Source organism: Neohoeflea coraliihabitans, from assembly GCF_019334345.1.
In the GTDB taxonomy this organism is placed as follows: domain Bacteria; phylum Pseudomonadota; class Alphaproteobacteria; order Rhizobiales; family Rhizobiaceae; genus Pseudohoeflea; species Pseudohoeflea coraliihabitans.
This window is the reverse complement of the sequence record NZ_JAHWQX010000003.1, coordinates 334,235-360,388: the sequence shown is the minus strand read 5'-3', so window position 1 is coordinate 360,388 and position 26,154 is coordinate 334,235. Positions and strand designations below refer to the sequence as shown.

22 protein-coding genes and 2 tRNA genes are annotated in these 26,154 nt (G+C 64.0%); 9 read left to right on the top strand and 15 right to left on the bottom strand.

Annotated elements, in window-relative coordinates; all coding sequences use genetic code 11:
- Positions 1-26 precede the first annotated feature (26 nt).
- Positions 27-101 (top strand) — tRNA-Glu (locus KY465_RS12750).
- Between the two features lie 94 nt (positions 102-195).
- Here the strand turns inward: KY465_RS12750 and recJ are convergent.
- The 5 genes from recJ to KY465_RS12725 all read right to left on the bottom strand — a co-directional run bounded on the left by recJ (position 196) and on the right by KY465_RS12725 (position 6,426).
- Positions 196-1,989, bottom strand: a complete 1,794-nt coding sequence (gene recJ, locus KY465_RS12745) for a single-stranded-DNA-specific exonuclease RecJ (protein WP_219202078.1) — start codon at positions 1,987-1,989, stop codon at positions 196-198.
- A gap of 38 nt (positions 1,990-2,027) precedes the next feature.
- Positions 2,028-3,014: a class II fructose-bisphosphatase gene (gene glpX / locus KY465_RS12740; protein ID WP_219202077.1), complete on the bottom strand. Its 987-nt coding sequence runs from the start codon at positions 3,012-3,014 to the stop codon at positions 2,028-2,030.
- A 178-nt stretch (positions 3,015-3,192) separates the two neighbouring features.
- Positions 3,193-4,518 carry a homoserine dehydrogenase gene (locus KY465_RS12735; RefSeq protein WP_219202076.1) on the bottom strand — a complete coding sequence of 442 codons (1,326 nt, stop codon included), beginning with the start codon at positions 4,516-4,518 and terminating at the stop codon, positions 3,193-3,195.
- 87 nt (positions 4,519-4,605) lie between these two features.
- Positions 4,606-5,826 carry an LL-diaminopimelate aminotransferase gene (locus KY465_RS12730; RefSeq protein ID WP_219202075.1) on the bottom strand — a complete coding sequence of 407 codons (1,221 nt, stop codon included), beginning with the start codon at positions 5,824-5,826 and terminating at the stop codon, positions 4,606-4,608.
- A gap of 90 nt (positions 5,827-5,916) precedes the next feature.
- Positions 5,917-6,426 (bottom strand): hypothetical protein, encoded by a 510-nt coding sequence (locus tag KY465_RS12725; RefSeq protein WP_219202074.1) that lies wholly within the window; start codon positions 6,424-6,426, stop codon positions 5,917-5,919.
- A 198-nt stretch (positions 6,427-6,624) separates the two neighbouring features.
- Here KY465_RS12725 and phaC point away from each other — a divergent pair, with 198 nt between their 5' ends.
- The 4 genes from phaC to radC are packed head-to-tail and all read left to right on the top strand — an operon-like array spanning position 6,625 to position 10,978.
- Positions 6,625-8,478: a class I poly(R)-hydroxyalkanoic acid synthase gene (gene phaC, locus KY465_RS12720; protein ID WP_219202073.1), complete on the top strand. Its 1,854-nt coding sequence runs from the start codon at positions 6,625-6,627 to the stop codon at positions 8,476-8,478.
- A gap of 3 nt (positions 8,479-8,481) precedes the next feature.
- Positions 8,482-9,204 (top strand): DNA/RNA nuclease SfsA, encoded by a 723-nt coding sequence (sfsA, locus tag KY465_RS12715; protein ID WP_219202072.1) that lies wholly within the window; start codon positions 8,482-8,484, stop codon positions 9,202-9,204.
- Between the two features lie 47 nt (positions 9,205-9,251).
- The gene (gene map / locus KY465_RS12710) at positions 9,252-10,079 is read left to right on the top strand and encodes a type I methionyl aminopeptidase (protein ID WP_219202071.1); all 828 of its coding nucleotides are present in this window, start codon (positions 9,252-9,254) and stop codon (positions 10,077-10,079) included.
- Positions 10,080-10,135: 56 nt separating this feature from the next.
- On the top strand, positions 10,136-10,978 hold the full coding sequence (radC, locus tag KY465_RS12705; RefSeq protein ID WP_219202743.1) for a RadC family protein: 843 nt from the start codon (positions 10,136-10,138) through the stop codon (positions 10,976-10,978).
- Here radC and KY465_RS12700 read toward each other — a convergent pair.
- From KY465_RS12700 to KY465_RS12690, 3 genes are all read right to left on the bottom strand, one after another.
- Positions 10,975-11,892 (bottom strand): DMT family transporter, encoded by a 918-nt coding sequence (locus tag KY465_RS12700; protein ID WP_219202070.1) that lies wholly within the window; start codon positions 11,890-11,892, stop codon positions 10,975-10,977. The two genes, radC and KY465_RS12700, sit on opposite strands and share 4 nt — an antisense overlap.
- A 200-nt stretch (positions 11,893-12,092) precedes the next feature.
- Positions 12,093-13,514 (bottom strand): trigger factor, encoded by a 1,422-nt coding sequence (gene tig, locus KY465_RS12695; RefSeq protein ID WP_219202069.1) that lies wholly within the window; start codon positions 13,512-13,514, stop codon positions 12,093-12,095.
- Positions 13,515-13,757: 243 nt separating this feature from the next.
- Positions 13,758-13,842 (bottom strand) — tRNA-Leu (locus KY465_RS12690).
- Between the two features lie 864 nt (positions 13,843-14,706).
- On the opposite strand from KY465_RS12690, the gene KY465_RS12685 reads away from it, so the two are divergent.
- The 3 genes from KY465_RS12685 (at position 14,707) to trmFO (ending at position 16,863) form a co-directional block, all read left to right on the top strand.
- Entirely contained in the window at positions 14,707-14,847 is a 141-nt protein-coding gene (locus tag KY465_RS12685; protein ID WP_219202068.1) for a DUF1127 domain-containing protein, read from the top strand.
- 272 nt (positions 14,848-15,119) lie between these two features.
- Positions 15,120-15,263: a DUF1127 domain-containing protein gene (locus tag KY465_RS12680; RefSeq protein WP_219202067.1), complete on the top strand. Its 144-nt coding sequence runs from the start codon at positions 15,120-15,122 to the stop codon at positions 15,261-15,263.
- 175 nt (positions 15,264-15,438) lie between these two features.
- Positions 15,439-16,863, top strand: a complete 1,425-nt coding sequence (gene trmFO / locus KY465_RS12675) for a methylenetetrahydrofolate--tRNA-(uracil(54)-C(5))-methyltransferase (FADH(2)-oxidizing) TrmFO (protein ID WP_219202066.1) — start codon at positions 15,439-15,441, stop codon at positions 16,861-16,863.
- Positions 16,864-16,867: 4 nt separating this feature from the next.
- Here the strand turns inward: trmFO and KY465_RS12670 are convergent, their stop codons facing one another.
- The 6 genes from KY465_RS12670 to yajC form a co-directional block, all read right to left on the bottom strand.
- The gene (locus KY465_RS12670) at positions 16,868-18,364 is read right to left on the bottom strand and encodes an MFS transporter (RefSeq protein ID WP_219202065.1); all 1,497 of its coding nucleotides are present in this window, start codon (positions 18,362-18,364) and stop codon (positions 16,868-16,870) included.
- Between the two features lie 41 nt (positions 18,365-18,405).
- Positions 18,406-18,897 carry a hypothetical protein gene (locus KY465_RS12665; RefSeq protein ID WP_219202064.1) on the bottom strand — a complete coding sequence of 164 codons (492 nt, stop codon included), beginning with the start codon at positions 18,895-18,897 and terminating at the stop codon, positions 18,406-18,408.
- A 157-nt stretch (positions 18,898-19,054) separates the two neighbouring features.
- Positions 19,055-19,924 (bottom strand): phytoene/squalene synthase family protein, encoded by an 870-nt coding sequence (locus KY465_RS12660; RefSeq protein WP_219202063.1) that lies wholly within the window; start codon positions 19,922-19,924, stop codon positions 19,055-19,057.
- Positions 19,924-20,310, bottom strand: coding sequence for an Mth938-like domain-containing protein (locus tag KY465_RS12655; protein ID WP_219202062.1), 387 nt, complete (start codon positions 20,308-20,310; stop codon positions 19,924-19,926). The genes KY465_RS12660 and KY465_RS12655 overlap by 1 nt, the downstream gene beginning before the upstream one ends.
- A gap of 1 nt (position 20,311) precedes the next feature.
- Entirely contained in the window at positions 20,312-22,870 is a 2,559-nt protein-coding gene (gene secDF / locus KY465_RS12650; protein WP_219202061.1) for a protein translocase subunit SecDF, read from the bottom strand.
- A gap of 90 nt (positions 22,871-22,960) precedes the next feature.
- A complete protein-coding gene (gene yajC, locus KY465_RS12645) occupies positions 22,961-23,287 on the bottom strand; it encodes a preprotein translocase subunit YajC (RefSeq protein ID WP_219202060.1) in 327 nt (108 codons plus the stop codon).
- 212 nt (positions 23,288-23,499) lie between these two features.
- Here yajC and KY465_RS12640 point away from each other — a divergent pair, with 212 nt between their 5' ends.
- Entirely contained in the window at positions 23,500-24,369 is an 870-nt protein-coding gene (locus KY465_RS12640) for an ATP-binding protein (protein WP_219202740.1), read from the top strand.
- 63 nt (positions 24,370-24,432) lie between these two features.
- Here the strand turns inward: KY465_RS12640 and KY465_RS12635 are convergent, their stop codons facing one another.
- A complete protein-coding gene (locus tag KY465_RS12635; RefSeq protein ID WP_219202059.1) occupies positions 24,433-26,133 on the bottom strand; it encodes a peptidoglycan DD-metalloendopeptidase family protein in 1,701 nt (566 codons plus the stop codon).
- Between the last annotated feature and the right edge of the window lie 21 nt (positions 26,134-26,154).

The window sequence follows — 26,154 nt, the reverse complement described above, 5'->3', positions numbered from 1 at the left end:
TCGGCTGACTATAAAGCGCCTCGCACGCGCCCTTCGTCTATCGGTTAGGACGCCAGATTTTCATTCTGGAAAGAGGGGTTCGACTCCCCTAGGGCGTGCCACTCTTTCCCTGCTGATTCCCAGATTTTCGCCGTTCTTCGCCGCGCAGCCGGCGTCCGGTCGCGCGCTCGGCCAGGGCTGTTGCGTAATCTCGTGCTAACGTGCCGGCGCCGCGTCAAGCAGCCGCAACTGCACGCGCTTGATTCCCTGCCAGTAATCGGCGCCGAGCGTACCGGCAAAGTGGAAGGTCTCGCCCTGGCCCTCGAGCAAGCCTCTGCCCAAAGGCGATTCGGCAGCCCGGAACGCAATGCCGTTCAGGGTCCGCCCGTCAGCGCCCGCCAGGGTGATCTTGACGTGCTGCCCGCCGACCACCCGCACATCGCGCAGAACGTGGCCGGGAAAGGCGAAGATCGGCTGCGAATGACCCGAGCCGTAAGGGCCGGCCCGCTCCACCAGATCGACCAGGTCGAGCGTCGCGCCGGCGGCCGCCAGCGCCGCATCGATCTTCAGCCGATGACCGTCGCGCAGACCGGCCACCATTTTACCCGCAGCATCCTCGAAGAAAGCCCGCAACGGACCTAGACGCTCCTGCCGCACGGTCAGGCCGGCCGCCATCGCGTGCCCGCCGCCCTTGTCCAGCAGCCCGTCCTCGACCGCCTTGCGCACCATGCGGCCGATATCGAACCCCGGGATCGACCGACCTGATCCGGTCCCCTTGCCGTTGGCGTCGAAGGCAATCGCAAATGCCGGGCGGCGATTCCGCTCCTTCAGCCGCGCCGCAATCAGACCGACGATGCCCGGATGCCAGCCGGTCTTTTCCGTGACAATCACCGCCGGGCCCTCGCCGGTGCCGATTTCCGCCTCGACTTCCGCCAGGGCTTCCTCGAGCATCGCCTTCTCGATGGCCTGGCGTTCGCGGTTCAGCTCATCCAGGCGTTCGGCGATCGTTTCCGCTTCCGAGCGGTCACCGAGGGTCAACAGATGCGATCCAAGCGCCGCATCGCCGATGCGCCCGCCGGCATTGACGCGCGGCCCGACCAGGAATCCGAAATGATAGGGATTGATCGGCCCGTCAACGCCGACCTTGCGGATCAGGGCAGCCAGGCCCTCATTTTCCATCCGCCGCGCCGCAATCAGGCCCTTGACCACGAACGCCCGGTTGAGCCCCTTCAGCGGCACCACATCGCAGATCGTCGCCAGTGCCACGAGATCAAGCTGGGACAGCAGATCGAAATCGGCCTTGGCGATGTCGTCACGGCTGCGCAGGGCCCGCATGGCATTGACCAGCACCATGAACACCACGCCACAGCCGCACAGATAGCCGAGCCCCGACAGATCGTCGGCGCGGTTGGGATTGACCAGCGCCCGGCACAGGGGCAGCTCCGTGCCCATCTGATGATGGTCAAGCACGACGACATCAACGCCGCGCTCCGCCGCCACAGCCAGCGCCGCATGGCTGTTGGCGCCGCAATCAACGGTGACGATCAGCTTGGCGCCACGATCGATCAACTCGCCGATCGCCGGACCGTTCGGCCCGTAGCCTTCGAAAATGCGGTCGGGAATATAGATCTCCGCGTCCAGCCCGTGCGCCCGCAGAAACCGTGCCAGCAGCGCCGAGGACGCCGCCCCGTCGACATCGTAGTCGCCGAAGATCGCCACCCGCTCACCGCTGGCAATGGCCGCCACCAGGCGCATCGCTGCGGCATCGCAGTCGGTCAGCGTCGAGGGATCCGGCATCAGGGCCTTGAGGGTCGGATTGAGAAAATCCTCAGCCGCATCGCGCTCGATGCCGCGCGCCGCCAGAACGCGCGCCACAATGTCCGGCAGGCCAGTCGTCTGGGCGATGCTGACGGCCCGGTTTTCACCCGCCGCATCCAGCCGCGCCACCCAGCCCTGCCCGCACAGTGATGCTTCGACGCCGAGAAAGGGCCTCTGCTCGCTCGTGGTCATCAGCACCGCTCCCGCAGCCTTTGCCAGCTGCGATCAGGTCAGCTGAACTTGTCGAGATCCTGGTGGCGCGCCTTGATCTCGCGCACCGTCTTCGATGAGGACCGCATGACGATAGTATGCGTTGAAATGCCGTCATGCGCGAATTTCACGCCCTGCAGCAGGTTGCCGTCGGTGACGCCGGTCGCCGAGAACAGGACATCCCCGGTGGCCATTTCGACCATCGTGTAGATCTTGTTCGGATCCTCGATGCCCATCTTCTTGGCTCGCGCGATCTTTTCCGGCGTATTGAGCTCCAACCGGCCTTCCATCTGCCCGCCGATGCAGCGCAGCGCCGCCGCGGCCAGAACGCCTTCCGGCGCCCCGCCGATGCCGAGATAGATGTCGATGCCGGTTTCCTCGGGGTCGGTAGTATGAATGACCCCCGCCACATCGCCATCGCCGATCAGCCGGATGGCTGCACCGGTGGCACGCACCTCGTCGATCAGCTTGGCATGCCGCGGCCGGTCGAGAATACAGGCCGTGATCTCGTGCACCGCCACGCCCTTGGCCTTGGCCACGGCGTGAATGTTGTCCGTCGGACTGGCATCGAGCTTGACCGTGCCCTCGGGGTAGCCGGGGCCGATGGCGATCTTTTCCATATAGACATCGGGCGCATACAGCAGGCTGCCGCGTTCCGCGATGGCGATCACCGCCAGCGAATTCGGCAGATTCTTGGCGCAGATCGTCGTGCCTTCCAGCGGATCGAGCGCGATATCAACCGCCGCCCCGTCCTTGGTGCCGACTTCCTCGCCGATATACAGCATCGGCGCTTCATCACGCTCGCCCTCGCCGATCACCACCGTGCCGTCGATCGGCAGCCGGTTGAGCTCTTGGCGCATGGCATCGACGGCCACCTGGTCGGCCGCCTTTTCGTCGCCGCGGCCGCGCAGCCGCGCCGCCGCCACCGCCGCGCGCTCCGTCACGCGGGCGATCTCGAGTGTGAGAATCCGGTCCAGACCGGTGCCTGAAGTCGTGTTGTCTGCCATCAAAACCCCCGTCTGTAATGTCGATCGGTCGCCGACCGGAGCCGACATATAGCCGCTGGTCCCGCCGATGCAATCGTAAAACCGAGCGCAGCCCGCTCGAAAGCTTTTATCTTTCCGGTCCTTGGCGCTTTTCCCTGCCTAAATCGATTAGACCGGAAGCAATATTCCTTGCCGTGCTTCAGGCGGCCTGGGTGCGCTCGATGCGGATCACCTGCGGCTCACCGCGCAGATAGCCCTCGCCGCGCACGGCCTCGACGGCGGCACGCACCGACGCCTCGGTCGTCGCATGCGTGACGAGAACAATGGTCTTGACGGTGGGGTCCGTATCCTTGCGCAGCGGCGCGCGCTGGACAATCGATTCCAGCGAGATCTTGGCGTCCGCCATCTGTTTGGCGATCGAAGCGAAAACGCCCGTCCGGTCCTCGACCTTCAGGGAAATGAAATAGCCACCTTCATGGCTGCGCATGCGCGCCCGCTGATAGGGGGCCAGATGCGCCGCCGGGCGGCCGAGCGCCGGTCCGTGCTGGTGACCGGGACGCGCCTTGGCAATGTCGGCGATGTCGCCGAGCACCGCCGAGGCGGTGGCATCGCCCCCCGCACCCGGGCCCGACAGCACCAGCTCACCGACGATGTCCGCCTCGATCGACACCGCATTGGTGACGCCATCGACCTGCGCGATCATCGAATCGAGCGGCACCATGGTCGGATGCACGCGCTGCTCGATCCCCGAGGCGGTGCGCTGGGCGACACCGAGCAGCTTGATGCGATAGCCAAGCTCTTCCGCCGCGTGGATATCCTCGATCGAGATATTCGTGATTCCTTCGAGATAGATGTCGTCGCCGGCGATCTCGGTGCCGAACGCCAGGCTGGTCAGGATTGCCAGCTTGTGCGCCGTGTCATTGCCCTCGATGTCGAATGTCGGGTCGGCCTCCGCATAGCCGAGCCGCTGCGCCTCCTTGAGACATTCGGCAAAGCCCATATTGTCCTTCTGCATGCGCGTCAGGATGTAGTTGCAGGTGCCGTTGAGAATGCCGTAGACGCGGCTGATCGCATTGCCGGTCAGGCTTTCGCGCAGCGCCTTGATCACCGGAATGCCGCCGGCCACCGCCGCTTCGAAATTCAGCAAAACGCCCGCATCTTCCGCCGTCCGGGCCAGTTCGACACCATGCCGCGCCAGCAGCGCCTTGTTGGCGGTCACCACATGCACACCGCGCGCCAGCGCCACCTTCGCGGCGGCCAGGGCCGGATCGCCCTCCCCGCCGATCAGCTCGACGAGCACGTCGATATCCGCGTCGCGCGCCATCGCCACCGGATCATCGAACCATTCAACCTTGGAAATGTCGATGCCGCGGTCGCGGCTGCGATCGCGTGCCGAAACAGCGACGATCGTCACCGGCCGGCCGCAGATTTCCGTCAGCATGTTGTGGCGTTCGCCGATGATCCGAAACAGCGCGCTGCCGACCGTACCGAGCCCGGCAACGCCGATTTTGAGCGCATCCGTCATAGAAAATTCCACCGTGTCGAAATCAGGCAGCCGGGAACTCGGCGCCTTCGTATTTGCAGGCGGGTTTAACGGCACACCCCTTTTCGGTCAACGCCGGGCACTGAGTTGCACGACATTGGCGCTGCCATTGCTGCGCGCCGACGCCAGGAACCGCTTGATGTTGCGCGCCGCCTGGCGGATGCGATGCTCGTTTTCAACAAGCGCGATGCGCACATGCGTGTCGCCATGTTCACCGAAGCCGATGCCCGGGGCGACCGCCACATCGGCCTTTTCGACCAGCAGCTTGGAGAATTCAAGGGAGCCGAGATCACGAAAATCCTCGGGGATCGGCGCCCAGGCGAACATCGTCGCCGGCGGCGGCGGCACCTGCCACCCGGCCTTGCCGAACGCATCGACCAGCACATCGCGGCGCTTGTGGTAAATGCCGCGAACCTCGTCAATTTCGCTGCCGTCGCCATTCAGCGCAGCGGTTGCCGCCACTTGAATCGGCGTGAATGCGCCATAGTCGAGGTAGGATTTGACGCGCGCCAGAGCCGAAATCAGCCGCTCGTTGCCGACCGCGAAACCCATCCGCCATCCCGGCATGGAGAAGGTCTTCGACATCGAGGTGAATTCGACGCAGACATCAATCGCGCCCGGCACTTCCAGCACCGAAGGCGGCGGCACGTCATCGAAATAGATTTCCGCATAGGCGAGATCCGACAGGATCAGCACATCGTGCTTTTTCGCGAAGGCCACCACTTCCTTGTAGAAATCAAGCGTCGCCACCATCGATGTGGGATTGGAAGGATAGTTGAGGATCAGCGCCAGCGGCTTGGGAATGGAATGCCGCACCGCCCGGTCGAGGGCCCGGAAAAACGCCTCATCGGGCGCCACATCCATCGAGCGGATGACACCGCCGGACATGATGAAACCGAATTGGTGGATCGGATAGGTCGGGTTCGGGCACAACACCACATCGCCGGGAGCGGTGATCGCCTGCGCCATGTTGGCGAACCCTTCCTTGGATCCCATTGTCGCGACGATCTGCGTTTCGGGGTTGAGCTTGACGCCGAAACGCCGCTCGTAATAGGCCGCCTGCGCCCGCCGCAGACCGGGAATGCCGCGCGAAGTCGAGTAGCGATGCGTACGCGGATCCTTCACCACCTCGATCAGCTTGTCGACGATCGACTGCGGCGTCGGCAGATCGGGATTGCCCATGCCAAGATCGATGATGTCGGCGCCGCCCGCTCGCGCCGTCGCCTTCAGGCGGTTGACCTGTTCGAAGACGTAGGGCGGCAGACGCCGGATCTTGTGAAATTCTTCCATGGGATGGTCTCGATCAGCGGCTCGAACGATAACTTCCGGCAGCGGCGCCGCATTCCAGCCGCTGTGAAAGAAAGGCTCCAAAAAGCAGGATCACTGTACGATTTCCTGCTCCGTTGTCTGCTCATGACTGCGCGCAATGGCCTGCAATTCATTGTAGCGCCGGCGATAGGCGGCAGCATTGCCACCCCCTCCGCTTGCCCCAGCTTTCGCCACGGCCATTTCCCGCTTCAGAGCCGCCGCTTCCGCCGCGGACAACTGTTGCAGGGCCGCTTCCCGTGGCGTTCCGAGATTGGGATATTCGCCCTCCGCGGAATTGCGCGCTGCCACGAATTCTTTCGCCTCCGGCTCCGGCCCGGCATTGCGCGGCAATGGCACCGGCGATGGCACGCGCAGCACCGGTGCCGTGTCCGCCGTCGCCTCGCTCGCTGCGCTGGCGTCGGCCTTCACCACCGCCTCGCGCGGCGCTGCATCTTCCAGCGACGCCGTCTGGCAGCCGGCGAGCGTCAGGACGAGGGCCGCCAGCCCGGCGGGGGCAAGCAGCCCGGCGCGGCGCCTGCAGAGCCGTGGCGCGTCCGTTCGCACGCGTGGTGAAGCCTTCATGCGGTAGTTCCCCGTGGCGGTCATGACAATGCCAAAAAAACAATCTATCAATGGCATATACGGCCATTTCAAGTCCAGCGGCGGCCCGCTGCCGGGCGGTCGTCAGAGGTCCGATCCGCTCCGCAATGCGCCGGATCGGCGTCAAGGTCAAGGTGCCGCGCACGAGGAGCGCCGCGGCACGCGCGCAGGAGGACAGGAATGGCGGACGACAAGGCGAATGGCGCCGACAAGCCTGCCATACCCAACATCGAGGCCTATACGGTCAAGGATCCCGAGCTGTTCGCCCGCAACATCGCGCACATGCTCGAAGAGCTCGGGCACGCCGCTTCCGCCTGGGTCGATCCGCGCGAACGCGGTGAAATCTCCGATTCCGTCTCCGCCCCGATGGCCGATATGGTCAAGACCTTCTCGCGCGTCGGCGAATACTGGCTGTCGGACCCCAAGCGCGCCATCGAGGCGCAGACCACGCTGCTCGGTGGCTATTTCACGCTTTGGAGCCAGTCGATGCACCGCCTGGCCGGCGAAGACGCCGCACAGCCGCAACCGGATGAAGACGCAAAAGCCGCAAAGCCGGCGCGGCCCGACAAACGCTTTACCGACCCGGACTGGGATGACAATCCGTTTTTCGAGTTCCTGAAGAATGCCTACACCCTGACCTCGGGCTGGGCCGAAGGCCTGGTCAGCGGCGCCGATGGTCTCGACGAACGCACCCGCCACAAGGCGGAATTCTATCTCAAGCAGATCACCAGCGCCCTCTCGCCATCGAATTTTCTCGCCACCAACCCGGAACTCTACAAGGAAACCGTGGCGACCAATGGCGAGAACCTGGTGCGCGGCATGCATATGCTGGCCGAGGATATTGCCGCCGGCAAGGGTGAACTGCGTCTGCGCCAGTCGGACGCCAGCAGCTTCAAGGTTGGCGAGAACATTGCCGTCAGCCCCGGCAAGGTCGTCGCCGAGAACGATATCTGTCAGATTCTGCAGTACCAGCCGACCACCGACAAGGTGCTCAAGCGGCCGCTGCTGATCGTTCCGCCATGGATCAACAAATTCTATATTCTTGACCTCAACCCCAAGAAATCCTTCATCAAATGGGCCGTCGATCAGGGTCACACCGTGTTTGTCATATCCTGGGTCAATCCCGACCGGCGGCATGCCGACAAGGATTGGGAGGCCTATGCGCGCGAGGGCATCGGCTTCGGCCTCGACACGATCGAGAAGATCACCGAAGTCAACAAGGTCAATGCCATCGGCTATTGTGTCGGCGGTTCGCTGCTCGCCGCCACCCTCGCCTTGCACGCCAAGGAGGGCGACAAGCGCATCGCCACGGCAACCTTCTTCACCACGCAGACGGACTTCACCCACGCCGGGGATCTGAAAGTCTTTGTCGATGAGGAGCAACTGGCGGCGATCGAGGCCCAGATGAAGAAGAACGGCTATCTCGACGGCTCGAAAATGGCCACCGCCTTCAACATGCTGCGCGCTTCCGACCTGATCTGGCCCTATGTCGTCAACAATTACCTCAAGGGCAAGGATCCGATGCCCTTCGACCTGCTCTACTGGAACTCCGACGCCACCCGCATGCCGGCGGCCAACCACGCCTTCTACCTGCGCAACTGCTATCTCGAGAACAATCTCGCCGAGGGGCGCATGGAGATGGGCGGCCATCGCCTTGCATTGGGCGACGTCAAGATCCCGGTCTACAACCTCGCCGCCCGCGAGGATCACATCGCCCCGGCGCGATCGGCCTACAAGGGCGGACGCCTGTTCGGCGGCAAGACCACCTATGTCATGTCCGGCTCCGGCCATATTGCCGGGGTGGTCAATCCGCCGGCCGCCGGCAAGTACCAGTTCTGGTCGGACGGCCCTGACAGCGACGATTTCGATGCGTGGCTGGCCGGCGCCACCGAGACGCCCGGCTCCTGGTGGCCGCACTGGCACGAATGGATCAAGGGCCACAATGACAAGACGGTGCCGGCGCGCCAGCCCGGCGGCGGCAAGGTCAATCCGATCGAGGATGCGCCCGGCTCCTACGTCAAGGAACGCATCTGAACGATGCGCTTTCTAAGACCCCTCGTGCCGGCGCGGCTGATCCGCCGCTACAAGCGCTTTTTGTTCGACGCCGAGCTCGACAGCGGCGAGATCATCACCGGCTCCTGCCCCAACACCGGATCAATGGCGGGCCTGACCACGCCCGGCTCGCGCATCTGGCTCGAACCGCATGACAGCCCGACGCGCAAATACCGGCACAGCCTCGAACTCGTTGAAGCCGCCGGCACGCTTGTCGGCATCAATACGGGCCGTCCGAACCGGCTGGCGGAAGAAGCGATCAGCCTCGGTCTTGCCGGATCACTCTCCGAGTACACCACTATCCGGCGCGAACAGAAATACGGACGCCAGTCGCGCATCGATCTTCTGCTGAGCGGCGATGGGCTGCCCGATGCCTATGTCGAGGTCAAGAATGTTCATTTCTGCCGTGGCGACATGCTGGCGGAGTTTCCCGACAGTGTCACCAGCCGCGGCGCCCGCCATCTGGACGAACTGGGCGACATGGCCGAAGCTGGCTATCGCGCCGTCATGCTGTATCTTATACAAAGGCAGGACTGCGACAGGCTCTGTCTGTGCCGCGATCTCGACCCGGCCTATGCTGCGGCTTTCGACCGCGCCATGAAACGCGGGGTTGAAGCTTGCGCCATTCGGTGCAAAATCACATCTGAAGAGATAACGCCCGAAATTCGCGTACCGATCGATGAAACGCGCCTTAATGCGCTCGTTTGACCGGGCCGGGCCAACCATACCAAGCTGACAGAACGGATACGTCCCCGATGGTCACCTATATCGATGCCGATCAGGCAGTCATGAAAAACACCGGCCAGATCCGGCTGTACGGCGAGGACGCGTTTGAAGGCATGCGCAAGGCCTGTCAGCTGACCGCCCGCTGTCTTGACCAGTTGGTCGAAATGGCCCGGCCCGGCATCACCACCGCCGAGATTGATCGCTTCGTCTTCGAATTCGGCATGGATCACGGCGCCCTGCCCGCCACCCTCAATTATCGCGGCTACACCAGGTCCTCCTGCACCTCGATCAACCATGTCGTCTGCCATGGCATTCCCAACGACAAGCCGCTGCGCGACGGCGACATCGTCAATATCGATGTCACCTACGTGCTGGACGGCTGGCACGGCGATTCAAGCCGCATGTACCCGATCGGCACCATCAAGCGCTCCGCCGAGCGGCTGCTGGAAATCACCCATGAATGCCTGATGCGCGGCATCGCCGCCGTGCGGCCCGGCAACCGCACCGGCGCCATCGGCGAGGCCATTCAGACCTATGCCGAGAACGAGCGCTGCTCGGTGGTGCGCGATTTCTGCGGCCACGGTCTCGGCCGGCTGTTCCATGACGCGCCGAACATTCTGCATTACGGCCGCGCCGGCGACGGCCCGGAAATGCGCGAGGGCATGATCTTCACCATCGAGCCGATGATCAATCTCGGCCGCCCGCACGTCAAGGTGCTCTCCGACGGCTGGACCGCCGTGACGCGTGACCGTTCCTTGTCGGCGCAATATGAACATACGGTCGGCGTCACCGCCGATGGCTGCGAAATCTTCACGCTTTCGCCGGCCGGTCTCGACAAGCCCGGCCTGAGCGGATGACCGCCTGGCCGCCGCACCCGGCGGACGAGGCCGATCCGCATCCGGCGAACAATGACATGCGCCCCCCTGAGACCCGATCCCCGGGAACAGAAGTCACTGCTTCCCAATCATCCGAACCGCCGGATGAGCGCGGCTATTTCGGCGAACATGCGCCGTCGCCGGGCGCGGCATCAAAATCGCCTGCCGCCTCCGCTGAGGACCGTTCCGCCAGCCATGCCAGCGACAGCGCGGCGCATTACCACGGCCACCGCGACCGCCTGCGCGAGCGTTTCCGCCAGTCGGGCGAACAGGCGCTGGCCGACTACGAATTGCTCGAACTCCTGCTTTTTCGCCTCATTCCCCGCCGCGACACCAAGCCGATCGCCAAGGCGCTGATCGCCCGCTTCGGCTCACTGCCGGAAGTGCTCGGCGCGCCGGCGTCGCGCCTGACTGAAATCAAGGGCGTCGGCGCCACCGTCGCCAGCGATCTCAAGCTGGTCGCAGCCGTTGCCCAGCGCATGCTGAAATCCGAGATCAAGGACCGGCAGGTGCTCGCCTCCTGGTCCGCGGTGATCGAATATTGCCGTGCCGCCATGGCGTTTGAGGCCCGCGAACAGTTTCGCGTCCTGTTTCTCGACAAGAAGAACGCCCTGATCGCCGACGAGGTGCAGCAGACCGGCACCGTCGATCATACGCCCGTCTATCCCCGCGAAGTGGTCAAGCGGGCGCTGGAACTGTCGGCGACGGCGATCATCCTGGTGCACAATCACCCGTCCGGCGATCCGACCCCCTCGCGCGCCGACATCGACATGACCCGCATGATCATCGACACCGCCAAACCACTCGGCATCACCATCCATGACCATATCATCATCGGCAAGGAGGGCCATGCCAGCATGAAGGGTCTGCGCCTCATCTAACTCGGCACTGCGCGGCGCCGCTGCCTGCCGACCACATGTTCGCGCCACATGGTAAAGATACCGGCGCCGACCACGAGGCTCGCTCCGGCGATGAGGAACGGCCCGAGCGTCTCGCCAAACACCAGAACACCGACGAACGAACCGACCACCAGCTGCATATAGGTCATCGGCTGCACGGCCGCCGCGTCCAGCCGCGTGTACGCCTGGATGAGCAGATAGTGGCTAGTAAAGCCGGTGATGCAGAGCAGCGCCAGCCACAGCCAGTCGCCCAGCGGAAGCGTCTCGTAAAAGAACGGACCTGCAAGTGTCAGGAAGATTGCGCCGGGCACCGCCAGGTAGAAGAAGCTGGTCTGCGACGAATCGTGACGCGAGGCCAGCCGCGTCAGCAGGGCGTAGACGGCCAGCAGCAAGGCGGACAGCACCGGCAGCCATAACAGCCAGGCATTGCCGTCCTCCGCTTCGCCCGCCATGGCGCCGGGCAGAAGCAGCACCAGCACGCCGACGAGGCCGACCAGGATCGCCGCCCAGCGCCGCCAGCCGACCCGTTCACCAAGCACCGGCATCGACAACAGGGCCACGAAGATCGGCGCGGCCGCGAAAATCGCCTGCGACTGCACCAGCCCCACCTGCGCAAAGCAGACGATCGCCACGATGATCTGCACCGCCAGCAGGATGCCGCGGCACCATTGCAGCACCGGCTGGTGCGAGCGGGCCGCGGCGCTTATGCCGCCCGGCCGCCGCGCGGCGATCGCCAGCACGAAGGCGGCAAACGCCAGATAGCGCACCAGGACGATGAACACCGGAGAATAGGATTCAGCGAGATATTTCGAGATGCCGTCCTGCAGCCCGAAAATGGTCACGGCACTGACCGCGCAGAGATAGCCGATGCGGGTTGAGTTCAACATATCTTTCATTGCTCTGCCGTCGGCCCGGCCGACACCGAATTGGGGTCGCTCCCCGGTCCCCCTCGGCACGCGTCCGCTTCGCCACAAGACCGAAGCGTGGGCATCCGGCCCCTCACCAACGGGTTGCCGTGCCCCCCGGCCAGCACGCGGGATCCCGGCCACAAAAAACCCCGCCAGATGGCGGGGCTTTTCGTTAAACCAACCTTGGATCACTCCGCGGCATCGTCCTTCTTCGCGGCCTTCTTTTTCGGCGCCGCCTTCTTTTTCGCCGGCTTCTTCTCTTCCGCCGCCGCTTCCTCGTCATCGGCCATCAGCTCTTCCTTGCTGACCGTCTTGTCGGTCACCTTGATCTCGCCGAACATGTGGTCGATGGTCTTTTCTTCGAAGATCGGCGCCCGCAGCGAAGCCACGGCCCCGGGCGTCTTCTGGAAATATTCGTAGATCTGCTGCTCCTGGCCCGGGAACTGCCGCACCTGCTCGTAAAGCGCCCGCTGCAATTCCTCGTCGCTGACCTCGATATTGGCCGTCTCGCCGATCCGCGACAGCACCAGGCCGAGGCGCACCCGCCGCTCGGCGAGCTTGCGGTAGTCCTTGCGTGCCTCTTCTTCCGTCGTGCCTTCGTCCTCGAAGCTCTTGGAATTGTCGGTCAGTTCCTGGTTGATCTGCCGCCAGATGTTTTCGAATTCCGCGTCAACCAGTTTTTCCGGCGATTCGAACTGATGCGCCTCGTCGAGCTGGTCGAGAATCTGCCGCTTCAGCTTCTGCCGCGTCATCTGCCCATACTGGCTTTCGATCTGCGATTTGACGATCTCGCGCAGCTTTTCGAGCGAATCGACGCCAAGCGACTTGGCAACCTCGTCATTGACCTCGAGCTTGCCCGGAGCCGCCACTTCCTTGACGGTGACGTCGAAGGTGGCTTCCTTGCCGGCCAGATGTTCGGCCTGGTACTGCTCCGGGAAGGTGACGGTGATGACCTTCTCATCGCCCGCCTTCAGGCCGATCAGTTGCTCTTCGAAACCCGGAATGAAGCGGTTCGAACCGATCACCAGTTCGGCATCCTGGTCGGCGCCGCCGTCGAACGGCTCACCATCGACCTTGCCGAGATAGTCAAGCGTCACACGATCGCCATCGGCGGCCTTGCCATCCTTCTTCTCAAAGGAGCGGGCGCTTTCGGCGACGCGCTGCACCTGCTCGTCGATCTCGCTTTCGGGCACATCGACGATCTCGCGCGTCACCTCGATCTTCGAGATGTCCATCATGTCGAAGGCCGGAATCACCTCATAGGACATCGAGAATTCGAAATCGGCGTTGCCCGACAGGATCTCCTCGGCTTCCTTCTCGTCCTCGGTCATCGAGATTTCCGGCTGCGTCGCAGCCTTCTCGCCCCGTTCGGACAGGATCTCGGTCGGCTTTTCCTGCACCATCGTGTTGACCAGTTCGGCCATGATCGACTTGCCATACAATCTCTTGAGATGGCTCATCGGCACCTTGCCGGGGCGGAAGCCGTTGATGCGGACCTTGTCCTTGGCATCGGCCAGCTTCTCGTTCATCTGCGATTCCATATCCTTGGCGGGAACCACGATTTTCAGCTCGCGCTTCAACCCTTCGGACAGAGTTTCAGTAACCTGCATCTTCAAACCTTCATCTGCTGGCGGGCGCTTCACGGCATGTGCGCGCAAAGATCGCTCCGAACAATTCGACACCCGCTTGTGGCATCCGTTTCTGCCTGCACCGATCTCGCCGGGCTCCTGCCCCGCTGACCGGCTGCGCAATTCTCCGGAAATCTCCGGCACTCACTAGGTCCCGAACCGTCCGGCAAACGTGGTCCGGGAGCCTTCCCGTTGCACACGTCCGGACCGCCGGACCGGTGGATCTGGTGCGGGTAGAGAGACTTGAACTCCCACGCCTTGCGGCACCAGAACCTAAATCTGGCGTGTCTACCAATTTCACCATACCCGCTCGCGCCGCATCTTTTGCAAGATGCCGCTCCGCGACGCGCGCTCTATATCACCCGTTCCCTGCGGTTCAAAGGAAAAATCGCCGCATTCGCACCCGCGCCCCTATGCATCCCCGCCTGAGCATGACAGCCGATTAACGCCGCAGCGCCGCGCGCCTCCGTCTTGCGAAAGGTGCCCTGTGCCCGTCCCTGCGTTGGAGCTGCGCGATGCCCTTCGGATCGCATTCGCTTCTGCCGTTCGCAGGCATGCGCTTTCCGCATACCTATTATGAAAATATTGCACTGCACAAAATTGATTGTCTGGTCTATACAGGGATCAACGGAACGCAGACATGCAGCGTTCAAGACCGCAGCGCCCGCCGAGACCAGGTTCCAAGGAACAGGACAAGGCCCGCGGCGCAGGCCTCCCGGCCCGTCTGGAGCTTAGGCTCTGGTAACGGGTCTGGCGATCTCGGGACACAACCCGATGCGGACGTCTTGGCACGCATGGAAGCGCTCCGACAAAATTCGGAACGGCGAACTCCTCCTCCCATTGCCGTTTCGATGTGATTGGCAACCGCTCCTCCTCCCAGGTTGTCAATTGTCAAAAATGGCGCCCACCGGATCCTCCTCCCCCGGTGGGCGTTATTTTTTTGCGCCCGCGCCAGCGGATTCGCCTTCGCCATCCTGTACTCCGCGACCAAGGGGGTAAGACGAGGCGAGAACTCAAGCCCCTTGAATCGCAGGGCTAATTAACTCGATCTGCAGTTTCCGCATGCCTGCTTTGCACTTTTTTGCACTGCACAATTCCCTGTAAGGCACCTATATCGAGATCAACCACACGGACCCGGTGCAATCCGGCCCGGGCAACTCGAAAGGATACCACCATGAACATCCGTAAATCTTTCCGTGAATGGCGCCAGTACCGCGAAACCGCTTCGCAGCTGTCGCGCATGAGCGACCGCGAACTTTGGGACCTGGGCATCACCCGCTCCGACATCCCGTTCGTTTCGCGCCACGGCCGGTAATACACCGGCCCCCAGCGCACCGAAGCACGGCGCCCTCGCGGGCGCCGTTTCTTTTTGTGGCGTAATGCGCCCCCAATGACTTGCCGCCTTTGCCTATTTTTTGGGCGCCTTTTCCGAGATGCCTGAGGGCAAGGCGAGCCCTGCGCAATTTGCATGTCAGGATTTTCTTTTTCGCACTGCACAATTTGCAGTCAAATGCCTATGTATGATGCATCAACCGAGGCGACAGACGACCAGCATGGCCGCATCGCCGTTTTTCAGGGATCGACATCATGAGCATTCTCAACACCGCCCGCAGCTGGATGCGCAGCCGCCGCACCATGCATGAACTGGCCAGCCTGTCCAACGACGCCCTTGCCGACATCGGCCTGACCCGGCACGATATTCGCCGCGTTGCCCGCCGGCTCGCCAACTAACCGACCAGGCAGTTCAATGCCGCTCGCAGCTTTAACCTGCGAGCTCAGCAGGCCGTATCTGGCGCCTCCGGGCGCCATTGGCATTTCTGAAGCTGCGTCACGATCGCCCGCCAACCGACCAGTCCAAGGCCGCTTGCCGCTTGCACCCGGTGAGAAGCGTGCTATCTCAGCCGGCATGACACACAACAGCATCTCTCCCGTTCACATCATTGGCGGCGGCCTGGCCGGCTCGGAAGCCGCCTGGCAACTGGCACGCCACGGCGTCCCGGTGATTCTGCATGAAATGCGCCCGCTGCGCGGCACCGACGCGCACAAGACCGACGGGCTGGCGGAACTCGTCTGCTCCAATTCCTTCCGCTCCGACGATGCCACCGCCAATGCGGTCGGCGTCATCCACGCCGAGATGCGGCTGGCGGGTTCGCTGATCATGCGGGCTGCCGATGCCAATCAGGTGCCGGCCGGCGGCGCCCTTGCCGTCGATCGGGAAGCCTTCAGCGACGCCGTCACCAAAGCCCTGGCGGCCGAACCGCTGATCACCATCTCGCGCGAGGAAATCACCGGCCTGCCGCCGGCGGACTGGGGCCGCACGATCATTGCCACCGGACCGCTGACGGCACCGGACTTGGCCGCAGCGATCAGCGCCGAGACCGGTGAGGAAGCGCTCGCTTTCTTCGACGCCATCGCGCCGATCCTGCATACCGATTCGATCGACATGTCGACCTGCTGGTTTCAGTCGCGCTACGACAAGATCGGCCCCGGCGGCACCGGCAAGGACTACATCAACTGCCCGATGGACAAGGCGCAATACGAGGCTTTCATCGCAGCGCTGATCGCTGGCGACAAGACCACGTTTCACGAATGGGAAGGCACGCCCTATTTCGACGGCTGCCTGCCCATCGAGGTGATGGCCGAGCGCGGCCCCGAGACCCTGCGTCACGGACCGATGAAGCCGATGGGCCTGACCAATGCCCACAAGCTGGATGAAAAGCCCTATGCCGTCGTGCAGCTGCGCCAGGACAACGCGCTCGGCACGCTCTACAATATGGTCGGTTTTCAGACCAAGCTGCGCTATGGCGAACAAACCCGCATCTTCCGCATGATTCCCGGGCTCGAGAATGCCGAATTTGCCCGGCTGGGCGGTTTGCACCGCAACACCTATCTCAATTCGCCGCTGCTCCTCGACGCCACCCTGCGCCTCAAATCGCGGCCCGATATCCGCTTTGCCGGCCAGATCACCGGCTGCGAAGGCTATGTCGAGAGCGCGGCCATCGGCCTGCTCGCCGGCCGCTTTGCCGCCGCCGAGGCGCTTGGCGTGAAGCTGGCCCCGCCGCCGCCCATTTCGGCCTTCGGCGCGCTGCTCAACCATATCACCGGCGGCCATCTCGTCAGCGACGACGAACCGGGCAAGCGCTCCTTCCAGCCGATGAATATCAATTTCGGGCTGTTTCCGCCGCTCGATCCCGGCGCCATTGAAAAGCCGGAGGGCCGGCGCTTCCGCGGCAAGGAAAAGGCGCTGGCAAAAAAGAACGCCATGGCGCGCCGCGCTCTGGCCGCCTGCGCCGAATGGCTGGAGGAAGCCCGACCGCAAGCCGCCGAATGAGCCGCTACTCCTGCGGCTGCTCCGCGGCGGGCCGGCGCACACCGAACCAGGCGAACAGAACGGCAAGACCGGCCAGCGTTGCCGCGCTCAGGGCCACGGCGGCCATCGCCTGATTGTTGGCCGACTGGTGCACGCGCATCGCCGCCAGCGTGCCCTCGAGTGGCAGCCCAAAAGCCCCGGTGGCGTCACTGACGGCAAAGCGCCATGCCACCAGCGGACCCATGGCGGCCACGGCCATCAGACCGGCGACACGGCTGACAGCGTTGTTGACGCCCGAGGCGGTGCCTGAATCGCGATCATCCAGCGCGCCCATCACCGCCGCCGACAAGGGCGCCACGACCAGCCCCATCCCCACCGCCATCAACACGATACACGGATAGACATGGCTCCAGTACCGGTTCAGATCGAGCCCGGCGGCCAGCAGAAGGAATGAGACGGCCACCAGCAGCGCGCCACCGGCAATCAGGACTGACGCACCGAACCGGTCAGCCAGCCGCCCCGCCGGCCCGGAAAGGGCGGCGATCGCCACCGTCATCGGCAGGAAGGTCGTGCCGACAATCGCCTCCGACAGGCCCCAGCCGCCGATCAGCGTCATCGGCAGATAAAACAACACCGCTGACATCGCGGCATACAGGCAGAACGTCGCCAGATTGGCGGCCACGAAGGTGCGGTTCGTGAAGATCGACAGCGGCATGATCGGCGCCGCCACGCGCCGCTCGGTATAAATGAAACCAGCAAGCGCAAGCGCCGAGACAATCAGCCAGATCAGTTGCGACGGTCCGGCAACGCTGCTCTCGGCATTGCCTTCCGCCGCGCTCAAAGCCCAGGCAAGGCTGCCGAGAAAGATCACCGCCAGCGCCGCGCCGGGCAGGTCAAGTCGCTGCCGCTTTGACGCCGCATCCGCCGGCACCTTGGTCAAAAGCATCCACAGCGCCGCACCGCCCAGCGGCAGGTTGATGGCAAAAATCGCCCGCCAGGTTTCCGTCGTGCCATAGGCCAGAGCCAGACCGCCAATCACCGGTCCCGCAGCGGTTGTCACCGCCGCCGCCGCGGCCCAGGTGCCGATCGCCCGGCCCCGCTCGGCACGCGGATAGGCCTTGGAGATCAGCGCCAGGCTGCCAGGCACCATCAGCGCCGCACCGGTGCCCTGCAAAGCGCGGAAGATGATCAGGCTTTCGACGCTCCACGCCAGCGCGCACAACAGCGACATTGCCACGAACATCAGGATCCCGGCCGAGAACACCCGTTTCAGACCGAATCGGTCGCCGATCGCGCCCCCAAGCAGAATGAATGCCGACAGGGTCAGCATATAGGCGTTCGACACCCATTGCGCCGCAATCAGCGAGGCATCGAAGCTGGCGCGGATCGCCGGCGTGGCGATGGCGATCACCGATCCGTCGATGAATCCCAGCGCCGAGGCCAGGATGGCGGCATACAGCACATATTTACGCTTGGGCTGCGGACAGAAGGTGGATGGACCAGGGGTGAGAGAACTCGACAAGAGAAGACAACATCCTTTCCGCGACGGCGTTCATCGCGCTTTTACTCACCGCCGTCGCGGCGATCAGGGCTGCCGGTACCGGCGCCGGCATCGCCGTTTGCGGCTGCCTCCCCGGCGGCCAGGACATAAGATCCCATCAGCCACAGGCTGACTTCCGCCGCATCCTCGGGGCTCCGGAACACGTAGCTGCGCGTCGGCATGTCCGCATCGCAAAAATCGATGGTCAGTGCCGGGGCATCCTCAACGGCCGAAACGCGTGTGCTCGCCGGCTGGATCAGCAAGGCTTCATTGACCCGTCCGGCGCGATGCAAAAAACCGGTCATGCCGCTCGCCAGCCGGAAGAAACGCGTGCTCCTGTCGCTGGTGCTGATCACCGACCGTACCGCCTCACCGGGAAAGATCGAAGCGAATTCGATCAGCGACGTCCCGGTGTCCGGATCATCGCGCCGGCGCCAGCGGCCGGCCACATGCACCATGAAGGTAATGAAGACGATGCCGCCGAGCATGATGCCAGCCAGAATGTCGAGCGTCATGGCATCTCCCTTCCGCAGCGCTTCCGGTCACACTGGAGAACTTTCCCGCCGCTCCCCGCCGGCCAGACCGAAACGCGCCGGCCGATTCGCACCGCCCGTGCCGCGTGCGAGTATGCCGCCGCGCCAATGCCTTTCGCAAGCGTTGCGATTTCAGCCCTCAGAGCCGTCCGGACAGGGCCGCGCGCCATATCCGCCATTGCCGCTGCAGCGGCGAGGGTTGCGGCGAGCGCGTCAGGCAATCGCCTTTCAGAACCTCTGCCCGCGCAAACACGCCGCCGGCAATCGCCACGGGCAGAAACACCCGCCGGACCTCTTTCGGTACATCCGCCAGCGCCTCGCGTGCCTTGCCGAGATGTTCGCGCCCGAGGGCGGCGAACGCATCGATCGCACTGTCGAGCTTGGTCCGCTCGTCGCCGGCCAGGAATGAAGTGCGGTCAAGCCCGGTCGCCGCCAGCAGGTCGCCGGGAACGAAGACCTGGCCACGGCTGCGATGGATGGGCAGCAACATGAGATGGCCCGCCACCGCCTGCGCCACGCCGGCATGGCCCGCAGCGTCGGCATGCGCCGCAGCGTTTGCAGGATCGGCAATGGACACCGACAGCTGCAACACGGTGCTGGCCGTCTCGCCCGCATAGGCCTCATAGGTGGCGCGGTCGGGCATCGGATCGTCATACAGATCGAAGATGCGGGCGTCGAGAAGCCGCGTCAGCGCCGCTGTCGCCAGCCCGCGCCGCGCGATCAGCTCCAGGAGCCGCCCGGCGAGCGGATGCCCGGCCGCCTCGGCCGCGCGCCCCCCCTCGATCACCTCGCGCCACCACTGCAGCCGCATCTCGCCGGCCATCGGTTCGGCTGTGCGATCGCGGATCGATGCCACCTCGGCGTTAAACAGGAACAGTGTCGTGACATCGGCGCGAATGGCCGGCGGCATCAGCAGGCTGGCGAGATAGCGGTCACGATCGATCTCGCGCAGCGCCTCGGCCGGCCCGCTGCCCGTGTCAGTGCCAATACCCGTCGCAGGCGGTTCCATCACACCGCAATCAGCGCTGCAGCAACAGGGCGCGATTCGGCAAGCATCACATTGAAGGTGCGCACCGCCGCCCCGGTGCTCATCGGATCGGCTGAAATGCGCGCCGCGCGCAACGCCTGGCGCAGATCATCCGGTAGGGGCACGATCTCGGTACCGGTGCCGACCAGCAGGAATTCGACCTCCGAGCGCTCGGCCATCACCTTGGCGAGCGACTCGACCGACAGATCGGATACCGCCTCGACCGGCCAGCCGTAGATGCCGGAGGGCAGGCACAGGATCGAGCCGCGATGCGACATCTCCGCGAAGCGGAAACCGCCATTGCCGTAGGCATCGATCGGCGAGCGGCCGGGGAAATGCGCCTCGCGAATTTCCAGTCCACCCGCCATGTCAGCTCACGCGCGCCGGTGCCGTTCCCTCCACACCATCGCTCGTCTCGTCGGTGTGGAAGGTATCGGTGCGCAGCTTGAACAGGATCAGCACCGGCGCCGCGATGAAGATCGACGAATAGGTGCCGACCACGACGCCGAAGATCATCGCGAAGGTGAACGAGCGGATCACCTCGCCGCCGAAGAGATACAGCGCCGAAAGGGCCAGCAACGTCGTCACCGAGGTCAGGATGGTGCGTGACAGCATCTGGTTGACCGACAGGTCGAGCAGTTCAGGCAGCGGCTTCTTCTTGTAGCGCCTGAGATTCTCGCGCACCCGGTCATAGACCACGACCGTATCGTTCAGCGAATAGCCGACGATGGTCAGCACCGCCGCGATACTCGAAAGATTGAACTCGACGCCCGACAGGACGAAGATGCCGATCGTCAGCACCACGTCATGCAGCGTCGCGATGATCGCCCCGAGCGCGAATTGCCACTCGAACCGGAACCAGATGTAGACGAGGATGGCAAACAACGCGCCGATCACGGCGATCGTACCGGCACGCGCAAGTTCGCCCGAGACGGTCGGCCCGACCACTTCAACACGCCGGAACGTGTAGGCCTCCTCCAGCTCGCCGCGAATCAGGGTGATCACCGATTGTTCGGCATTGTCGCCGCCATCCTGCGACTGCACGCGGATCAGCACTTCGCGCGGCCCGCCGAATTCCTGCACCTGGATGTCGCCGAGATTGAGCTCTGACAGCTGCGTCCGGATCGCGCCGATATCCGCCTGCGGCGCTTTCGACTGCACTTCGATCATCGATCCGCCCTTGAAATCGATGCCGTAATTCATGTTGACCGTGCCGAACAGCACCATCGAGCCGACCGCTGCCACCGCCGACAGCGTGAAGGCTATGCGCCGGAAGCCCATGAACGGAAAGGTGAAATTCGGCTTCAAATAGTCGATAAGTCCCTTCGGCAAGGCCTTCGGGCGTTTGCGGCGCACCCATTCGGAGACCATCCAGCGCGTCAGCGTGAAGGCCGTGAACACCGTCGTGACGATACCGATGGCCAGCGTCACGGCAAATCCGCGCACCGGCCCGGTGCCGAAGTAGAACAGGATGACCGCAGCGATCAGCGTCGTCACATTGGCATCAAGGATGGTGCCGAAGGCGCGGCTGAAACCCGCGTCGATCGCCTGGATCAGCGATCTGCCGGATCGGAATTCCTCGCGGATTCGCTCATAGATCAGCACGTTCGAATCGACCGCCATGCCGATCGTCAGCACGATGCCGGCAATACCCGGCAGGGTCAGCGTCGCGCCGAGCAGCGTCAGGATGGCGATGATCATCGTCACATTGGCGATCAGCGCGATATTGGCGACGATGCCGAGGAAGCCGTAGGCAAAGATCATGAAAGCAATGACCAGCACCGCGCCGATCATGCTGGCAATCTGGCCTGCCTCGATGGAATCGGCGCCAAGCCCCGGTCCGACCGTGCGCTCTTCGATCACCGTCAATGTTGCCGGCAAGGCACCGGCACGCAAGAGGATCGCCAGATCATTGGCGCCCTGCACGCTGAAATTGCCGGAAATCTGCCCCGAGCCACCAAGGATCGGTTCACGGATCACCGGCGCCGAGATTACCTGATCGTCAAGCACGATGGCAAACGGCAGGCCGACATTCTGCTGCGTGATCTGACCGAAGCGCTGGCCACCCTTGGTGTCGAACTTGAAGGTGACGATCGGCTCGCTGGTCTGCTGGTTGAAGCCGGCCTGCGAGTCGACGAGATTCTCTCCCGAAACTTCGACGCGCTTCTTGATCAGATAGGGAATCGGCGGATCGTCGGTGGAATAGAGCACTTCCGAACCGGCCGGCGGACGGCCCTGAATGGCCTCGGAGACCGGCATCGTCGTATCGACGAGGTGGAAGGTCAGCTTGGCGGTCTGGTTGAGCAGGTCTTTCAGCCGCTGCGGATCTTCCAGACCCGGCACCTGCACGAGAATGCGGTTGCTGCCCTGACGCTGGATGACCGGCTCCGTCGTGCCAAGTTCATCGACGCGGCGCCGCACCACCTCGATCGATTGCGTCACCGCGCTGGACACGCGGTAGTCGATGCCTTCATCCGTCAGGCGCAAGCGCAACTGACCCGGCTGACTCTCCTCGATCTCGACTTCGCTGATCGTGCCGGCCGTAAACTGGCTCGCACTGACCGGTTCGGCGAGTTCATCAAGCAGCGTCCGCGCCTCTTCGACGCGCGCATCGTCACGAATGCGCACCTGGACGAGCTGCCCGGTACCCGACAGGCCCGTATAGCCGATGCCGGCAGCGCGCAGGATGCGCCGCACTTCATCCGCCATTGTCTCCAGCCGCTCGGTCAGAATGTCGTCGCGGTCGACCTGCAGCAGGATGTGCGATCCGCCCTGCAGATCGAGACCCAGCGTCATCTGGCTCGAGGGAACGAAGTCCGGCAGGTTGGCCGCATCGTCCTTGCTCAGCAGGTTCGGAAAGGCGAACATCACGGCGAGCACCACCGAGAGCCAGATCAGGACGGTTTTCCAGCGGGAGAAATAGAGCATCGGGCCTCTCAGGGCGTAAGGAACCGGCATTGGGCCGGTCGCAGGGGTCGGAAAGCGGACAGCTGCCCGCTTTCCGCGCGGGTCTCGGACTTACTCTTTGACCGGCTCGGACTTCGAACGCACGTCGCTCAGCATGGAACGCAGCGCCCGGACCTTCATGCCCTCGCCGAGGTCGATTTCCAGTTCGCGATCGTCAATGACCTTGGTCACCTTGCCGACCAGGCCACCGCCGGTCACCACCTGATCGCCGCGGCGGACATTGTTCAACATCTCCGTGCGCTTCTTCATCTGCTGGCGTTGTGGCCGAATGATGATGAAGTACATGATGACGAAAATCAGCAGGAAGGGCAGGACCGACATCAGAATGTCGCCGCCGCCGGCTCCGGCAGTCTGCGCAAAGGCAGGGGTTACGAACATGAAAAGCTCCTGTGCAAGCGGCGCCCCATCCGGACGCCTGAAATCGAGCGGAATATAGTGATAGAGGCCGTGAATGCAACGCATTGCTTGATCCGGCCCTGCCGAATTCCCGCCTTTTCGCTCTTTTCGCCCGTGGCATGCCGTGCTACCGCCGCGTGCGAAGGCAGCAATCCGCAGGTGATCGACACGTGACGGACATCGGGAAGAACGAAATGGACGAGGCGACGGCAACACGCATCCTGGAACGCATTGACGCGCTGACCCTGGCCGTCGAGCGGATCGCCGGGCCGCCACGCGCCGAAAATGACATTGCCGCCGCGGATTGTTTCATCTGGGAGCCGAGGACCGCCTGGCTGCAGCCGGTGGCGCAGCCGAACCGCGTAGCCCTCTCGCTGATCCGCGGCGTCGACCATGTGCGCGATATTCTGCATGACAACACCGAGCGCTTCGCCCGTGGCTTCGCCGCCAACAATGTTCTGTTATGGGGCGCCCGCGGCATGGGCAAATCCTCCCTGGTCAAGGCCGTGCACGCCGACATCGCGGCTGCAGACACCTGCGCCGCGCCGCTCAAGCTTGTCGAAATCCATCGCGAGGACATCAACACCCTGCCCGCCCTGATGAGCATCCTGCGCGACGCCGAGGCGCGCTTCATCCTGTTTTGTGACGATCTCTCCTTCGACCATGACGACACCGATTACAAATCGCTGAAGGCGGCGCTCGACGGCGGCATTGAGGGGCGGCCGGAAAACGTCATTCTCTATGCGACATCCAACCGCCGTCATCTGCTGCCGCGCGACATGATCGACAATGAGCGCTCGACCGGCATCAATCCGCATGAGGCGGTCGAGGAAAAGGTGTCCCTGTCCGATCGTTTCGGCCTGTGGCTCGGCTTTCACAAATGCAGCCAGGATGACTATCTCGCCATGGTCAATGGCTACGCGGCGCATTATGGCTTTGAAATCGCCGAAGACGATCTGCGCGCCGAGGCCCTCGAATGGGCAACGACCCGCGGCGCCCGCTCCGGCCGCGTCGCCTGGCAATTCGTTCAGGACCTCGCCGGGCGGCTGGAAAAAAGCCTCTGACAGACGAAAAGCCCGGCATCTGCATGCCGGGCTCTAAAAGGATGAGGGACGCGGGCTTGGGGCCTATTCGAGATAGGTGCCCGGATTGACCGGCGTCGCATTCTTGCGCACTTCGAAATGCAGCCGCGGCGTCTTGGCTGCCCCGGACATGCCGGAAGCGGCAATCACCTGACCGCGCTGCACCTTGTCGCCCCTTTGCACATTGAGCTTGCTGGCATGCGCATAGACGGTTACCAGGCCGTCATCATGGCGCACCAGCACCGTGTTGCCGTACTCCTTCAGACCATCGCCGGAATAGATCACCACCCCGTTTTCGGCCGCCTTGATCGGCGTTCCGACCGGCAGCGACAGATCGATGCCGTCGTTGCGCTTGCCGTCCTCGCTCTTGGCAAAGCCGGTGATCACCTGCCCGCGCGCCGGCCAGCGCAGCTTGTCGATGCCCGACGCTTTCGGCGCATTGGCGCCGGCGTCGACCTTTGCCGTCTCCTGCAGGCTGGCAGATGTCTCAGGCGCCTTGTATCCCTGTGGCTCGCCGGCTTTCGGCGTGACCGCCGCCGTAACCACCGGATCGGGCTTGATCGGCGCATCGGCGGTGCGCGAAGAGGCTTGTGCTGTCCCCGAAGCCGCGCCCGGAATGATCAGCGTCTGGCCGATTCGGATCACCGTGTTCGACAGCCCGTTCGCCTGTTTCAGGCTCACGACGTCTGTTCCATGCTGGCGGGCGATACGGCTGAGCGTATCCCCCGACTGCACCACATATTGTCCGCCGGATGCACCCGTTGCGACGCGGCCGCTCTTTTGATCCGAACCCGTGGTGTTGCTGTTCGCGCCGGCACTGACCGGGCGGTCACGCAAGGAGGAGGAGGCCGGCAGCACGGCAACCTGGCGCTCCGGCGCCCCCGACGGCGCCGGCACGTCGTTCGGATCGGCTTCCCCGAGCCGGCCGCGTGAAGCGCGCGCCGCCCGCACCTGCGGGTCGGCGTCGGGCGCCGAGACCGGCGCGCCGCTGGAATAGACGAAGATCGGCATGACCAGCTGCTGGCCCGCTTGCACGCGGGTCGGATCGCTGATGTTGTTGGCCTTCATGATTTCCTTGACCGGAACGCCGTAACGCTTCGACAGATTGTAGAGCGTTTCCCCTTGGCGCAGCGTGATTCCGGTGCCGCCGGTGGTCGTCCAGCCGCGACTGTCGGAGCCGCGCGCCGGCGGCGTCGTGCCGGTGATCACCGGGTCCGGTGACCCGGCAGGCGCCAGCGTCGCACTCGACGTCTGGTTGGCAGTGGAACGTTCTGCCGGAGCCGGCGGAAAGGCTTGCGATTGATCTGTGGTTACCGCGCCGGTGGCCGGGCCGACGGGGATGCGGGCGGCGGAAGCCTGCGGCGTGACATGGCGTACCGGAGCGCCAAGCGGCGCACGTGCCACCGGGGCATTGCCGAGAATATCCGAGGACGAGGCTGCTGAGCGTGCTGCCGAACCGGACATGCCGCCCGGAACCGAGCCGGTGACCGTCTGATCGTAGCGTCCGAGCGCCGGCTGCCGGCTGTCGCCCGGATAGGCCTGCGACAGAGCAGCCGAATTGGCACCGACCGGCTGCAGATCCTGCGCCGCCGGCGCCGGCACCGAGGCCGTCGTCAGATTGTCCGTGCCGTAATACATGAAGCGGCTGGTATCGGATCCGCACCCCGCCGCAGTTCCGGCCAGAAGCGTGATTCCGACCAATCGCAATGTCGAGCGATGCTTGAGTACCGACGATTTCTGACGCATGACCCACCCACTTGTACGCAA

What these genes read in the sequence shown, in the direction of transcription:
- phaC (WP_219202073.1), top strand. Translation starts at nt 6,625, where the DNA reads ATGGCGGACGACAAGGCGAATGGCGCCGACAAGCCTGCCATACCCAAC.
- KY465_RS12655 (WP_219202062.1), bottom strand. Translation starts at nt 20,310, where the DNA reads ATGGCGGGTGGACTGGAAATTCGCGAGGCGCATTTCCCCGGCCGCTCG.
- KY465_RS12640 (WP_219202740.1), top strand. Translation starts at nt 23,500, where the DNA reads ATGGACGAGGCGACGGCAACACGCATCCTGGAACGCATTGACGCGCTG.
- KY465_RS12635 (WP_219202059.1), bottom strand. Translation starts at nt 26,133, where the DNA reads ATGCGTCAGAAATCGTCGGTACTCAAGCATCGCTCGACATTGCGATTG.
- KY465_RS12665 (WP_219202064.1), bottom strand. Translation starts at nt 18,897, where the DNA reads ATGACGCTCGACATTCTGGCTGGCATCATGCTCGGCGGCATCGTCTTC.
- KY465_RS12735 (WP_219202076.1), bottom strand. Translation starts at nt 4,518, where the DNA reads ATGACGGATGCGCTCAAAATCGGCGTTGCCGGGCTCGGTACGGTCGGC.
- KY465_RS12680 (WP_219202067.1), top strand. Translation starts at nt 15,120, where the DNA reads ATGAGCATTCTCAACACCGCCCGCAGCTGGATGCGCAGCCGCCGCACC.
- tig (WP_219202069.1), bottom strand. Translation starts at nt 13,514, where the DNA reads ATGCAGGTTACTGAAACTCTGTCCGAAGGGTTGAAGCGCGAGCTGAAA.
- yajC (WP_219202060.1), bottom strand. Translation starts at nt 23,287, where the DNA reads ATGTTCGTAACCCCTGCCTTTGCGCAGACTGCCGGAGCCGGCGGCGGC.
- KY465_RS12685 (WP_219202068.1), top strand. Translation starts at nt 14,707, where the DNA reads ATGAACATCCGTAAATCTTTCCGTGAATGGCGCCAGTACCGCGAAACC.
- KY465_RS12730 (WP_219202075.1), bottom strand. Translation starts at nt 5,826, where the DNA reads ATGGAAGAATTTCACAAGATCCGGCGTCTGCCGCCCTACGTCTTCGAA.
- recJ (WP_219202078.1), bottom strand. Translation starts at nt 1,989, where the DNA reads ATGACCACGAGCGAGCAGAGGCCCTTTCTCGGCGTCGAAGCATCACTG.
- KY465_RS12700 (WP_219202070.1), bottom strand. Translation starts at nt 11,892, where the DNA reads ATGAAAGATATGTTGAACTCAACCCGCATCGGCTATCTCTGCGCGGTC.
- map (WP_219202071.1), top strand. Translation starts at nt 9,252, where the DNA reads ATGGTCACCTATATCGATGCCGATCAGGCAGTCATGAAAAACACCGGC.
- KY465_RS12725 (WP_219202074.1), bottom strand. Translation starts at nt 6,426, where the DNA reads ATGAAGGCTTCACCACGCGTGCGAACGGACGCGCCACGGCTCTGCAGG.
- trmFO (WP_219202066.1), top strand. Translation starts at nt 15,439, where the DNA reads ATGACACACAACAGCATCTCTCCCGTTCACATCATTGGCGGCGGCCTG.
- secDF (WP_219202061.1), bottom strand. Translation starts at nt 22,870, where the DNA reads ATGCTCTATTTCTCCCGCTGGAAAACCGTCCTGATCTGGCTCTCGGTG.
- KY465_RS12660 (WP_219202063.1), bottom strand. Translation starts at nt 19,924, where the DNA reads ATGGAACCGCCTGCGACGGGTATTGGCACTGACACGGGCAGCGGGCCG.
- glpX (WP_219202077.1), bottom strand. Translation starts at nt 3,014, where the DNA reads ATGGCAGACAACACGACTTCAGGCACCGGTCTGGACCGGATTCTCACA.
- radC (WP_219202743.1), top strand. Translation starts at nt 10,136, where the DNA reads ATGCGCCCCCCTGAGACCCGATCCCCGGGAACAGAAGTCACTGCTTCC.
- sfsA (WP_219202072.1), top strand. Translation starts at nt 8,482, where the DNA reads ATGCGCTTTCTAAGACCCCTCGTGCCGGCGCGGCTGATCCGCCGCTAC.